13 protein-coding genes are annotated in these 12428 nt (G+C 60.1%); all 13 read right to left on the bottom strand.

Features of this window, described 5'->3' with window-relative positions; all coding sequences use genetic code 11:
• Window positions 1–3 precede the first annotated feature (3 nt).
• The 13 genes from ACR0IU_RS17800 to ACR0IU_RS17740 all read right to left on the bottom strand — a co-directional run bounded on the left by ACR0IU_RS17800 (window position 4) and on the right by ACR0IU_RS17740 (window position 12340).
• Window positions 4–2127: a 4Fe-4S binding protein gene (locus ACR0IU_RS17800; RefSeq protein WP_480717196.1), complete on the bottom strand. Its 2124-nt coding sequence runs from the start codon at window positions 2125–2127 to the stop codon at window positions 4–6.
• Between the two features lie 44 nt (window positions 2128–2171).
• Window positions 2172–2636 carry a DUF2946 family protein gene (locus tag ACR0IU_RS17795; RefSeq protein ID WP_480717184.1) on the bottom strand — a complete coding sequence of 155 codons (465 nt, stop codon included), beginning with the start codon at window positions 2634–2636 and terminating at the stop codon, window positions 2172–2174.
• A gap of 105 nt (window positions 2637–2741) precedes the next feature.
• Entirely contained in the window at window positions 2742–2933 is a 192-nt protein-coding gene (locus ACR0IU_RS17790; protein ID WP_480422720.1) for a hypothetical protein, read from the bottom strand.
• A 28-nt stretch (window positions 2934–2961) separates the two neighbouring features.
• Window positions 2962–4515, bottom strand: coding sequence for a cytochrome D1 domain-containing protein (locus tag ACR0IU_RS17785; RefSeq protein WP_480717183.1), 1554 nt, complete (start codon window positions 4513–4515; stop codon window positions 2962–2964).
• Window positions 4490–5704 (bottom strand): heme d1 biosynthesis radical SAM protein NirJ, encoded by a 1215-nt coding sequence (gene nirJ / locus ACR0IU_RS17780; RefSeq protein ID WP_480717182.1) that lies wholly within the window; start codon window positions 5702–5704, stop codon window positions 4490–4492. The genes ACR0IU_RS17785 and nirJ overlap by 26 nt, the downstream gene beginning before the upstream one ends.
• A gap of 3 nt (window positions 5705–5707) precedes the next feature.
• Window positions 5708–6190, bottom strand: a complete 483-nt coding sequence (gene ahbB / locus ACR0IU_RS17775; RefSeq protein WP_480717181.1) for a siroheme decarboxylase subunit beta — start codon at window positions 6188–6190, stop codon at window positions 5708–5710.
• Entirely contained in the window at window positions 6187–6636 is a 450-nt protein-coding gene (locus tag ACR0IU_RS17770; protein WP_480717180.1) for an Lrp/AsnC family transcriptional regulator, read from the bottom strand. The genes ahbB (ACR0IU_RS17775) and ACR0IU_RS17770 overlap by 4 nt, the downstream gene beginning before the upstream one ends.
• On the bottom strand, window positions 6633–7622 hold the full coding sequence (gene ahbB, locus ACR0IU_RS17765) for a siroheme decarboxylase subunit beta (RefSeq protein ID WP_010443100.1): 990 nt from the start codon (window positions 7620–7622) through the stop codon (window positions 6633–6635). Before ahbB (ACR0IU_RS17765) ends, ACR0IU_RS17770 begins: the two co-directional genes overlap by 4 nt.
• Window position 7623: 1 nt before the next feature.
• Window positions 7624–8769, bottom strand: coding sequence for a cytochrome D1 domain-containing protein (locus tag ACR0IU_RS17760; protein ID WP_480717179.1), 1146 nt, complete (start codon window positions 8767–8769; stop codon window positions 7624–7626).
• Window positions 8766–9149, bottom strand: coding sequence for a c-type cytochrome (locus tag ACR0IU_RS17755; RefSeq protein WP_480717178.1), 384 nt, complete (start codon window positions 9147–9149; stop codon window positions 8766–8768). Before ACR0IU_RS17755 ends, ACR0IU_RS17760 begins: the two co-directional genes overlap by 4 nt.
• Entirely contained in the window at window positions 9142–9903 is a 762-nt protein-coding gene (cobA, locus tag ACR0IU_RS17750; RefSeq protein ID WP_480717177.1) for a uroporphyrinogen-III C-methyltransferase, read from the bottom strand. Before cobA ends, ACR0IU_RS17755 begins: the two co-directional genes overlap by 8 nt.
• A gap of 190 nt (window positions 9904–10093) precedes the next feature.
• Window positions 10094–10495 carry a cupredoxin domain-containing protein gene (locus ACR0IU_RS17745; protein ID WP_480717176.1) on the bottom strand — a complete coding sequence of 134 codons (402 nt, stop codon included), beginning with the start codon at window positions 10493–10495 and terminating at the stop codon, window positions 10094–10096.
• 54 nt (window positions 10496–10549) lie between these two features.
• On the bottom strand, window positions 10550–12340 hold the full coding sequence (locus ACR0IU_RS17740) for a NapC/NirT family cytochrome c (protein WP_480717175.1): 1791 nt from the start codon (window positions 12338–12340) through the stop codon (window positions 10550–10552).
• Window positions 12341–12428 lie beyond the last annotated feature (88 nt).

The following is a 12428-nucleotide window of genomic DNA, read 5'->3' as shown; positions in this document are numbered from 1 at the left end:
CTTTTAGGAAACGGATTGCGGTTTGGCGTTCGGATGGTTCGCCGGTGGTTGCCCGAGGGGGGTCTTGATGTTGACCGACCCTGTCTTGGCCCGCCGTTTAAGCTGGCGGATAACGACGGGACATTTGTCCTCGGACTGGTAGAGCACCTGACAATGCAGGCAGGTGACGCACTCGTTCGGGTTGATCTCACCAGTTGGGTGGATGGCCTGAACGGGGCATTCGTTGGCGCAGGTCTGACACGGGCTGCCGCATTCCTTGTAGCGGCGCAGCCAGTCGAACATGCGAATTCGGGCGGGGATCGCCAGCGCTCCGCCCAGCGGGCAGAGGTAGCGGCAATAGAACCGTTCGATGAACAACCCGATCCCCAGCAGGGTCAGCGCAAAGACCACAAAGGGCCAGTCGCGCATGAACTTCAGAATGATGGCGGTCTTGAACGGCTCGATCTCGGCATAGGTCTCAGCCAGCGGGATCGAGACAAAGCTGAGCCCGAAGAGGCCAAGGAAGATCATGTATTTCGCTGGCCACAGACGTTCGTTCAGTCCCCATGGCAGCGTCCATTGTGGCACTTTCAGCGCGCGCGCGATCTTGTTGGTCAGTTCCTGCAGCGCACCAAACGGGCACAGCCAGCCGCAATAAGCCCCGCGTCCCCAGAACAACAGGGCGGCGGCCACGGCAAACCACTGGATAAAGACCAGTGGGTCCAGCAGGAAGGCATCCCAGCTGAAACCGGTTCGCAAGCTGCCGGCCAGCGCCATCAGGTTCACAACGCTCAGCTGCGCATTGGCGTACCAGCCGATGAAGAACAGGGTCAGGGTCAGGTATCCGATACGGAACCAGTAAAAGACCCGTGCGTCCATCGTGGCGTGGAACTGGAAGAAGAAGGTTGCGGTCAGCACCAGCAACATGACGCCCAGACCGGCAATCTCGACCGTGCGATCCTTCCAGATGCGTTTCCACAAGGCGGCTTTCGCGGCGGCTTCGCCAGTGGCGTCATCCACAACGGTGGGGGCTGCGACCGGCAACAGATACTGCTCGGGCAGTTTGTAGCCCAGATCGAAGGTCAGGAAGGTTTTTTCGACCGCACCCACGGCCCGTTGCACCAGCAATTGCAAGCGGAACGGCTCGGCCGGGTTGAACTCGGCCTCAGTGGGGATCTTGAAGATATCCAGCTCGGTGAAACTGGGCGCATCCGGGGCGGCAACCCGGCCAAGGCGCTCTTGCTGCTTGTCGAAGAACCGCACCGAATTGTCGCCCTGTATAAGCTGAATCCGGTCGAAGATTCCGCCGCGGACATACCCTGATCCCTTGAAGCTGTAGGACCCGCGCCCCAGCACCAGAATGGCCTGTTCGCCCTCGTCCAGCCATTCGACAAGGTTCTGATATTCGGCCTCGCCCAACAGTGATTTGCCGATCGATGGAACCGAGACCAGCGCCACGTGCATGTCGATGAATGTGTCATCTGGCTCGCCCGGTTCAGGGCGTTTGATGGCGCGCTGATCGCCAGTGGCTTCAAAGGCTGCGTTGACCTGTCCCACATCCAGTGTCAGCCGCCGGATCGAGCCGTCGCCCGATAGCGTTGTCCAGTCATATACAGCGTCCTTTGCCATATCGACTTCGCGTTTCGGCCCGTCTGCCTGTAGCGGAGACAATCCGCCCAGCCCCAGCGCACGCGCCACCTTGATCCCACCACGCACGAGGCTGTCATCGATCACCATGATCGTTACGGTCGCACCCGAGATAATGTCGAGGTCATGCCCCTCGCCGCCGGTTTCAGCCTCAACCTTCAGGTCCAGACCGGCATAGCCTTCGGTCAGCTCAACCATGCGCGAGTTTGGGATGCCGATCAGAACGATGGGTTCCGAGTGCTTGACCAGCTGCACACCGGTCAACACCGCGTCGTCATCGATGGCGGCAACCACATGGATCGGTTTGCCGGAATATCCGGTGGTGCCCACGAAGTCAGAAGTCAGGAAGGCCCAGGCAACGGTCTCGCCGCCCTTAAGAACGGGCGCAACCGGAACGTCATCGCGGACCGGCCCAAAGGCATCGGCACCGGGGGCCAGATCGGCGGGTTCAAGCTCGGGCAGGAAGCTGGCAAGGCTGTCGGCTTGGGCGCTGATCGCCATCAGGCAGGACAGGGCAAGGGCCAGCAGGAAATGGATTGCGCGACTTACGACCACGGCGCACCTCCGATACTTAGGGTAGACGCCATGGACGCGCGCGGGGCGCGTTCAGTTGTTTCTTGGGTTGGGCACGGGGGTCCCCGGGTTTCGGGCCACAGCCGATCCGAGTTGTACAACACGGAAGATTTGCTGTTCTGAACCTGTACAACACGGAAGATTCCGATTTGCGGCACCTGCGCCAGCTCGGGCACGGGTGCCGCGCTGGTGACCGCGCACAGCGCGCAATCGGCGCATTTGGGGCAGTACGCGGTCGGGTCTTCGGTGTCCTCCTCAAGGTCAACCTCAACCCAGACCGCGCCGCCTTCCGAGCAGATCTCCACCCAGACACTTTTACCGGGACTCGCCAGCGCCGGTCCAAAGGTCTGCAACAAAAGAAGGAGCATGCCCGCCAACCCAGCTGCCGCGCGAACCGCACGGGCAGGGAGATTGTGCAAAGGGACGAGGGCAGGCATGGAGACTCCGACTCGGGAAGCTATGCTGCGTGTTCTAGGGGATTCTCTCGGCGCGATACTTGACTTAGGTCAGGTTCTGGAAATTTTCGATTTTAACATTTGAAATCAACCATCTGCCTCATCCATCAACCCGCGCACCCAACGCCCCGCCAACCACGCGGCAGGTATGCCCAATGGGATCGACCACAGGATCGCGGGTACCGGCCCAATGGCACCAAATCCAGCGCTGTGCAGGATCAGACCGGCCAGAAACAGGTTGATGGCCACGGTCAGAGCCGTGGCCGGGTAAAGCAGCATGGCCAGCTTCCAGACCGGCCATTTACCCTCAGTGGCTGGTGCCTTCCGAGAAGGTGATTTTGTTCCAGACATTGTACTTCCCAGACGGTTTGCGCATCGGCAGGCGACGGACCTCTTCCAGCGTCTGCGCGTCATAGACGATCACCGCGCCGTCATCCTCCCAGATCGAAACCAGCGCGTGGCTGCCATCCTTCGTGAACTCCACATGGGCTACCGTCTTACCCGGCGCAGGGCGTAAAGTCTTTACGATTTCAAGACTTTGCTTGTCGATCACATGCATGGCGTCCTTGTTCGGCCCGAAGAACACGTCGGCCCAGACATAGGGCGAATTCTCATGGCTGCGCATGAAAAACCCCGGCCCTTCGGTCTTGATCCGCTTGACGGTTTCCCATGTCTCCATGTCGATCACCGACACAGTGCCATCGGTCAGATGCGGCGTCGCCATCACGGTGGAATCGCCATGTTTCCAGGTAATCCCCGAACCTAGGTGAGGCATCCCAGGCAGGTCCAGATCAGCCACTTTGTGGCCAATCACCAGATCGATCACCTGCCCGCCCTTGCCATCGCGCGAGGCGCCCATGACGTATTCATAGCTCTGGTCAAAGAAGAAATCGTCCAGATAATCGGGCGTGGTAATCTTGCGCACCGGGAAGGGATCGGGGTTCTTGAACTGACCCTCAATGCGGAAATCATGCCCCAAACCGGATTGCGGTGGGTTCGCCCCGTAGAATACTTCCCAAATCTCGGGCACGTCTTTCAGCGCGAGAACGAAGCTTTCGCGCGGCGGTGCCTGATAGACCGCCGAGACGCGGCTGGGTTTTCCTTTTTTGCTTTTTACATCAATGACTTTCGCTACAGACAGGTGTTCGGTGGATAGCAGTGTCAGAGAGTTCGGCAAATAGTTCGCCACGGCCACCCACTTGCCGTCTCCTGACATGGCGATGTTGCGGCTGTTCAAGCCCGCACGCACGCGGCCCACCTGTTTCAGCGCCCAGATGTCATATTTCTGCACCCAGCCATCGCGGGACATGATGAAGACATAGCGCCCGTCCGGGCTGAACTTCGGCCCGCCATGCACGGCAAAAGGTGTCTCGAACCGGTCCAGAACCTCGAAAGTATCCCCATCCAGAACGCTGACATGGTGATCGCCGGTCTCAACGGCCAGAGTGATGTTCATAGGATCGCTGTTCCAAACAGGCGCGTCCACTGGCGCATAATCCTCGTCCAGAGTAAGGCTGGCCATAATATCGGCCTCACCCCATTCGGGATCGGTCTCCAGCGGCGACTTCAGCCACCCTGCCAGCTCCTCGATCTGCAGCGCATCCAGCTCATGCGAAAACGCAGGCATCTGTGTCGCGATGCGCCCCTCGGCGATCACGGCAGCCACGCGCGGCCCCCGCATTCGTTTCAGCGTTTCGGGGATTAGCGCCGGACCGACCCCACCCAGGCGGTTCTCGCCATGGCATGAGGCGCAATGCTCGGCGTAATCAGACGGGGCATCGGCCCATGCGGTGCCCGCCAGCAGCAGCGAGCAGAAAGTGCCGATTTTCAGAGTGTCAAAAGAACTGATGCGCCGGATCATGGCTTTTCCCCCGGAACGGTGTGACCTGCAGGCGCTCGCCCGCGCCGTCCACGCCGATTTCTTCGTTCGACAGATAGCAGGCCGGATCTTCGGCCCACGGATCACCAGTAAGTTGCAGCGCCCGGATGCGGGTATTGCCACCGCAGACATCCTTTAACTGACAGGCCCCGCAACGCCCTTTCAGAGGGCGCGGACGGGTGCGCAGCATGGCCAGCATCGGGTCGTCACCAGTCCAAAGCTCTGAGAACGACTTAGTCTTCACATTGCCGATCGTGTAGTCGGACCAATAAGTGTCGGGATGCACGCGTCCCAGATTGTCGATATTGGCCACACCAAGCCCGCTGGAGTTTCCGCCCCATGCAGCCAGATGTTCCCGCACATGGGCGGCTTTGTCATCGTCGAAATGTGCCCGGACCCAGTTCAGAAAATATCCCGCATCGGCGTCGTTATTGCCTGTTACGATATCCAGAGGGCGACCGCCAGATGCAGCCTCCCACGCGCGTTCCAGCAGCAAATCCAGACCCTTACGAGTACGCAGATGCTCGGCATCCTCACCTCGGTTCTTGTCGCCGCGCCCGGCATAGACGAGGTGAGACAGGTAGAACTTGTCGACCCCTTCATCATCGCACAGCTGTAACAGATCAGGCAGGTGATGTTGCGTGCCCTCTGTCAGGCAAAACCGCAGACCTACCTTGATGCCGCGTTTTTTGCATTCGCGCACACCGCGCAGGGCGTCGGCAAAGGCGCCTTCAACGCCTCGGAACCAGTCGTTCGTGGCCCCGATTCCGTCTAGCGAGATGCCGACATAGTTGAAGCCCACGTCGGCAATCATGTCGGCGGTTTCGTCGTAAATCCGTGTGCCGTTGGTCGACAGTGCCAGCATCGGCACCAGATCACGCGCGCGTTTGGCGATGTCGAAGAAATCGAACCGATCCAGCGGTTCCCCACCCGAGAGGATCAGGGCCGGGACGCGAAACTGGCCCAGATCCTCAAGGGTTACCATGGCTTGCTCATGGCTGAGCTCACCGGGGAACGCGACATCCGCCGAGACGGTATAGCAATGGCGGCATTTCAGATTGCAACGCCGCGTCAGGTTCCAGATCACCACCGGTTTCACCGGGCCGGGGCGGCGTCTGCGCACAGGGGTCGGTTGCACGAGCTGGTGCATGTATTCGGTCAGGCGGAACATATCTCAGCCTTTCTTTTTCAGGCGCAGCCCGGTCTTTTTCAGGATGCGCGTGGAACAAAGGATATCTTTGGCCCGGCAGGCATCTCCGAGGATGGCGGCAATCTCGGCGCGTTTCTGTTCGACTTCGTCGCGATCAGTGCCGTGCACCATGGCGAACAGATTGTAAGGCCAGTCAGGCAAGGCACGCGGGCGTTCATAGCAATGGGTGACGAAGGGTAGCGCACCAATCTGAGCGCCCAACTCAGCGACGCGGTCATCGTCGACATCCCACACAGTCATGCCGTTCGAGGTCATCCCCAGTTTATAGTGGTTGGGGGCCGCCGCGATGCGCCGGATGACGCCATGCGATTTCATATCGGCCAGACGGGACATCAGAGTCTTTTCATCCAGGCCCAAGCCGTCGGCCACCTTCGCGTAGGGGGTGGGCACAAGGGGCAGGCCGCCTTGCAGCGCCTCGATAATCTCTCTGTCTTTTGCGTCGATCATGCCGCCACCCGGAAGCCGATGAAGAATTCCTGAAGTTTGGGGAATTGCAGGACCGCGATCCCGGTTTCCCGTGCGATAGCCTCGGCTGTGGCTGCGATCCCTTCGGGTGTTTCGGTCGCCAGAACGAACCACATGTTCAGCCGATGCGTGCGTTCATAATTATGCGCGACCTCGGGATGCGCATTGACTTTGGTCAGGACGTTTTCGAAATCCTGTGAGGGCACGGCCATGGCGCACAGACAGAAGGCTCCGCCCATCGCAGCAGCGTCAAAGAAGGGACCAAAGCGGGTGATTACGCGCGCGTCCTTCATCCGTGTGAGGCGGGTCAATAGGTCGGACTCTGCAATCCCCAATTCCTCGGCAATTGCGGTGTAAGGGTGCGAGGTCAGCGGCAGGTCATCCTGCATCCGGTTCAGGATCGCGCGATCGGTGTCGTCGAGCTTCATGCGGCGGCCTCCTTCGGTTGGATCAATGCACCGGTCTGTTTGAAACAGCGGGTCGAGAACAGTACTTTGCGCTGCGCGCCAAATAGTTCGGGCAGGGCGGCGGCCCCGGCCAAAACCTCCATTGCCTCAGGGCGCGAACGCGCATGGATCATGGAATAGAGGCGATAGGGCCAGATATCCTCGACCGGGTTGCGCTCATAGCACAGTGTCACACCGGGATGCGCTGCCAGTGCCGGGCCAGCGCTGCTGACCTGCTCGGCCGGCATATCCCAGACCACCATTGCATTGGCGGACCAGCCTAAAGCGCGGTGGCGTACGATGACGCCCAGGCGAGAGACGATCCCGGCCCGGTGCAAGGCGGCTACGCGATCCATTACGTCTTCTGTGTCGCGGTTCAGGGTCCGAGCCAACGCAGCGTAAGGATCAGAGACCAGCGACAGGCCAGAACTGAGGGCCTGCAACAGGGGTCGGTCGCCCTCTCGCATGGCTGAACGATCCACTTTCCGCGGGCCAGGAGCATTGCGGGTCTCGCCCGACATACGAAAGCCCAGATCAATGTTGAACGGCCGCACCAGTCGCAAATCCAGAACCCGCAGCCCCGAGCGCTGCGAGATCCGGGCGAGGGTGTCGTTCACATGTGCCCGGTCCGGGCCGGTGGCCACGAACCAAAGGTTCCAGTCATCCTCGCGCTGGTAATTGTGGTTCACACCGGGTTCCGCATCGATAAGCGCCGCGACCTCTTCCAGCCGTTCTTCCGGAGCCGCCACAGCCGCAAGCGTACTGGCGGAAACCGCGCCGGGTGCAATCGTCGCGCCAACCCGCGTTATGCGTCCGGTTTTGCGCATCCGCGCAAGACGGTCGAGCACTTCTGCCTCTTCCAGCCCAAGCGCGTTGGCCAGAACCTGAAACGGGCGCTCTACGATGGGAAAATCACGCTGGAAATCGTCCAGAAGTCGGCGGTCGATCGGGTCGGTGATATGCTGCATGTCAAAGCCCCGTTCTGTGCGCACGCGCGGTGAAGAAAATGCCCGAGGGGCTGTCGGCCTCAATCTCGCGCAGCTTTTCAAAGGTCTGGGTGTCGTAGACCATGACTTTGTTGGCATCGCGGACGCTGATCCAAACCTCATGCCCTCGAGGCGTGAATTCCATATGCAGCACGGCGGGGCCGGGTTTGAACTCGTGGATGATTTCCTTGCTCACTGAATCAATGACCTGAATTGTATCATTCAACGGGTGGGCGAAATTCACCCAAACCTGCCGACCGTCGGGTCGGGCCATGGCAAAGACCGGCTGGCCGTGGGTCTGCGTGCGCCCGGTCTCGGTCAGGGTGTCGGAATCGATCCAGAGAACCTCGTGATGGCCGACAGCCGGCAGCACGAATTCGCGCCCGGTCAGCGCCCAGCCTTCAAGGTGAGGCATTTTGTAAACCGGCATCTCTTCCTGTCCGCGTCCGTAATTGGGCAGCACGCGGATGGGGTCGGGCGTCTCGGCCCACAGGTCCAGCGCAGTCAGGCCGTCCTCGCCGAACAGACCCGTGATATAGGTGCGGCCATTGGCAGTGATCAGCGCGTCATAGGGGTTTTTGCCCATATCGGTGATCTTGGTGATTGCGGGGTCGCCCTTGGCGAAATCGGCGATCCAGGTCTCGCCCGTATCCCACATGGTAAAGACAAACCGGCGGCCCGGTGCGTCGACCAGACCGATGGTTTTGCTGTCAGTTGGGATGTCAGCCACCATTTCCAGCGTGTCCGCATCGAACACGCGCACGCCGCCGGGTTCATAGTTCGAAACGGCAACCAGCTTGCCATCGTCCGAAATCGCGCCGCCAATGGCATTGCCCGCTTGTACGATGCGGTTCACGATCTGGCGGGTGACGATATCCACTTTGGTCAGCCCACCGTCACGCCCGAAAACATAGGCAAAGCGTTCATCGGGTGAATAGACCAGCGAGGCATGGGACAGATCGCCCAACCCTTCGATCCGGGCCAGTGCGGCACGGTCGGATTGATCCACCAGAAGAACTGAGCCTTTGGCGCGTTCAATGACAAGGCCGAGATCGCCCGTCGCGGTGGGTTCCGCTTGGGCGGTTGACATAAGCAAAGTGGCGGCGAGGGAAAGGATGAGCTGTTTCATTGTGCCTCCTGTGCCAGCAGATAACGCGCGATCCATTCGGCCTCTTCTTCGCTGATCAAAGGTCGCCATGGGGGCATCGCGGTGTCGGGGATGCCATCGAGAATTACGCCGGTCAGAACGTCCGCGTCGTAGTGCTCCAGCGTCTCGGATCTCAAATCAGGGCCGAGGCCGCCTTTCAACGACAGCCCATGGCAAGAGCCGCAGTCCTGATGGACAAGACGTTTTAGCGCGTTGGGGTCAAGATTGTCGGCGGCAAAGGCAGATGTGGCCACAAGCACAGCCGTTGTCAGTACAGCGCGCGCGGTCCAACCTGGGCCCTTGGCAGCACCATCGGGCAGCGACCGACTGCCCCCTGATCGCCTGGAACCAAACTTAGCCATGCGCCTGCTCCAGAAGTTCAGCCACGGGCCGTTCTGCGTATAGCGATACGACCTTGCCGATGATGAACAGCGTCGGTGCTTTCAAATCAGCGTCGCGCACATCCGCTGCCAATCGATCCAGCCGGGACACCATGCGGTGTTCATCCGGTGTGGTGGCTTTGCCAACTGCCAGCACCGGGGTCGAACCGGGCAGGTTCTCGGTCATCAGCCCCATGGCGATCTGGCCGATATTGGCGACGCCCATATAGACGACCAGCGTCGAGTCCGGGTCGGCCAGACGTTTCCAATCCAGATCCAGCACCTTGTCGGCCTGCCGATGCCCAGTGACATATTGCACCGAGGTCGCCAGACCGCGGTGGGTCAGCGGCACGCCTGTGGAGCAGGATGCCCCCTGTGCGGCGGTGATGCCCGGCGCATATTCGACTGGGATGCCGTTAGCCATCAGATGCGCCGCCTCTTCCGATCCACGCCCGAAGATCATCGGGTCGCCACCTTTCAGCCGCGCAACGGTGTGACCGGCGCTTGCTTCTTCGACCAGGATTTCGTTGATGCGATCCTGCGGCACTGTATGGCATTTGGGGGCCTTTCCCACCGGGATCAGCCGTGCGCTCTCGGCATGCAAGTTGAGGATATCGGCCGAGACCAGACGGTCATAAACAACCACATCCGCCTCTTGCAGCATCCGCAGTGCGCGCAGGGTCATCAGTTCAGGGTCACCGGGGCCTGCGCCAATCAGAAAAACCTTACCGCTCATGTGCAAACTCGCTTGGTCTGAATGTCTTCGGAGCCCGGAATTCCTGCGCGATCAGGGGACGTTGCTGGGTGAGCCGGGCGTGTCATGCGGCCAGACTGGCGCAATCGAAAAGGAACCTCCTTGACTAAAGTTAAGGAGCGCAGGAATTGATCCCGCGCTCCTCTCTCTCATGCCTGTAAGGTGCCTCGGCTCAGGGTTCGACGGTGATCATGCCGATCATGTTCTGCGTCTCCCAATGGGGTCCGCACAAATATTCCTGCGGGCCGGGGGAGAGGAAGGTCAGTTCAACCGTTTCCTCAGGAAACAGCCTGTCGCTTTCGGGTTCGCTGCCATCTTTCAGCAGGACCGAGTGGCTGGTGCGTTTGTCCACATTGACCCAGCGCACCGTGGTGCCAGCTTTCACGGTCAGCTCGACGGGGCAGAAGGTGTATTTGTACATCAGCACCACTTCCGCATCCTCAACGGAGGATGAGGGCTGACCAAACAGCTCGGCATAACGCTCTTCGGCTTCAGCACACAGCTCGGCGGTCTCATCCGCCCAGGCAGGTGCGGCCATAAACAGCAAAGCGGGAAGAAGGTGTTGGGGTTTCATCGTCCAAGTCTCCTCTTCTAAGCGGAAGGGGCCGGTTTGCCCGGCCCCTGTTCCTTATTGTTTGACCACGTTGATGAAGGCGCTGTCGTCATCCAGTGCCAGGCTGGTATCCAGCGTTACGTGGTGGAACCGCGCGGCGGCAAAGTCATCGTGGATAGCAAAGCCGACTGTGTAGGTCTGACCGACCTCCAGTGGCACGTCACCAGGCGCGCCCGAGTTCAGTGGGCGGGTGAAGACCACGGTCCACATGCCCGCGTCGAGGCTGGCCGAGGCGGCGATTTCGCCGTCATTAACCACGCGCTGTTCCAGCAGATAACCGTTGGTGGCGCTGCCGTCTGCATAGACGCGCATCAGGTCCAGATAGGTGCCGTCGGCCAGATACTGCTCGATCTGCTCAGCGGATTGCAGTTTGTCCCAGCCACCCAGCGCCTTGCCACGACGGCCCTTGATCTCGACCTCGGTCCGGCTTTCGCTGATGTACTTGGTCACCGTGTCCTGCGTGTTCAACCGACCCGAGACATCGCCATTTGCGGCAATCGCCTCGGCACCCGGATCAAAGGGCATATAGCTGTTGTCGGCGTGGCACGACGCCCAACACCCCACCTGTTCGCCCAGTTCGATCCCTGTGCCGGTGATCATCATGGCAACCTTGATCTGGTTGTCAGGATCCATTTTGCCACCATCAACGAAAGGTGCGGGATTGTGCCCGGCATCCGGCCACTGCAGTCGGACATAGAGGTTCTGATCATCATGCGCGGCCTGTACGGTCGCATCGATCACGCCCCGTTTGCCGGGGATCGGCGTCGGCTCAAGCTCACCACCTGCGACGATTTTGTTGCCGATGGTATCCAGCTCTTTGGCGTGACAGGTCGTGCACTGATCACCTCCTTTAGTCAGCGGCCGTGCTCCACCGTGGAATTTGCCATTCTGCACCCATTCAAACGAAGCTTGACCGGGGTAGAACAGCTTGAGATCTGCGGCGGCCACAGCGTTCCAATCGATATCCGTCCCGACATCGCTGCCACCTCCACCACCCGAAGGCGCTGCGGCCTCTTCGCCGCCGGCTTTGGCGCGCTCCTCGGCCACCGCCGCATCCACCGCCGCCGCAATCTGTGCCTGCATGGCCTCATGCTGTGCCTGTTTGGCAGCTTTTTCGGCCTCAGCTTCAGCAGCTTCTTTGGCTTCGATTCGTTCCAGGCTGGCCAGGTATTCCGGCGGTATCTCGCGGATAAAGGACGGGTTCGGGGCCTCAAGCTTTTCCAGATACTCCTCGTCAGCCCGATCCCGGGCGTCCGAGTGTGCAATCCCTTTGTGACAGTCGATACAGGTTTGCCCGACGGTCATCGCATTCAGGTGCTGCTGACGCGCACGGGGTTTTTGGAACTCGGGCATCATCGACTCGAAGTCATGGCAGTTGCGACACTCACGCGAGTCGGTGGATTTCATCCGCTCCCATTCGTTCATCGCCAGATGTACACGCTTGGCTTCGAACTTTTCGCGTGTGTTGATGGTGCCGACCATCTTGCCGTAAAGCTCTTTCGACGCCTTGATCTTGCGGATGATCTTGTGCGTCCAGTCCTTGGGCACGTGGCAGTCGGAACAGACAGCGCCTACGCCTGAACGGTTCACGTCATGGATCGTGCCCGTATATTCCTCATAGACGAAATCGCGCATCTCGTGGCACGAGATACAGAAATCCTTGGTGTTGGTGGCTTCCATGGCGGTGTTGAACCCGCCCCAGAAGATGATGCCGCCGACAAAGGCTGCGGCAATACCGGCCACGGGCATTCCCCACAGGAAATACCGGCGCCAGATCGGTTTTTTCTTATCCGGTTCGGAGGTCATATCCGGGCTCCGTTTTGGCTTTCTTATCTGGCCTTTGATGGCAGGCCGGTGAGTTTGGCTGATGGGTCAAACGAGGAAAGGGCGGGCG

Source organism: Ruegeria sp. CL5, from assembly GCF_056536485.1.
The sequence above is the reverse complement of the archived record's forward strand: the minus strand, read 5'-3'. Positions and strand labels throughout refer to the sequence as shown.

Bases quoted from the DNA above. Each gene is read 5' to 3' on its own strand.
- cobA (WP_480717177.1), bottom strand. From the start codon at position 9,903: ATGAGCGGTAAGGTTTTTCTGATTGGCGCAGGCCCCGGTGACCCTGAA.
- ahbB (WP_010443100.1), bottom strand. From the start codon at position 7,622: ATGCAGCATATCACCGACCCGATCGACCGCCGACTTCTGGACGATTTC.
- ACR0IU_RS17740 (WP_480717175.1), bottom strand. From the start codon at position 12,340: ATGACCTCCGAACCGGATAAGAAAAAACCGATCTGGCGCCGGTATTTC.
- ACR0IU_RS17800 (WP_480717196.1), bottom strand. From the start codon at position 2,127: ATGGCGATCAGCGCCCAAGCCGACAGCCTTGCCAGCTTCCTGCCCGAG.
- ACR0IU_RS17745 (WP_480717176.1), bottom strand. From the start codon at position 10,495: ATGAAACCCCAACACCTTCTTCCCGCTTTGCTGTTTATGGCCGCACCT.
- nirJ (WP_480717182.1), bottom strand. From the start codon at position 5,704: ATGTTCCGCCTGACCGAATACATGCACCAGCTCGTGCAACCGACCCCT.
- ACR0IU_RS17795 (WP_480717184.1), bottom strand. From the start codon at position 2,636: ATGCCTGCCCTCGTCCCTTTGCACAATCTCCCTGCCCGTGCGGTTCGC.
- ahbB (WP_480717181.1), bottom strand. From the start codon at position 6,190: ATGATCGACGCAAAAGACAGAGAGATTATCGAGGCGCTGCAAGGCGGC.
- ACR0IU_RS17760 (WP_480717179.1), bottom strand. From the start codon at position 8,769: ATGAAACAGCTCATCCTTTCCCTCGCCGCCACTTTGCTTATGTCAACC.
- ACR0IU_RS17755 (WP_480717178.1), bottom strand. From the start codon at position 9,149: ATGGCTAAGTTTGGTTCCAGGCGATCAGGGGGCAGTCGGTCGCTGCCC.
- ACR0IU_RS17790 (WP_480422720.1), bottom strand. From the start codon at position 2,933: ATGCTGCTTTACCCGGCCACGGCTCTGACCGTGGCCATCAACCTGTTT.
- ACR0IU_RS17770 (WP_480717180.1), bottom strand. From the start codon at position 6,636: ATGAAGCTCGACGACACCGATCGCGCGATCCTGAACCGGATGCAGGAT.
- ACR0IU_RS17785 (WP_480717183.1), bottom strand. From the start codon at position 4,515: ATGATCCGGCGCATCAGTTCTTTTGACACTCTGAAAATCGGCACTTTC.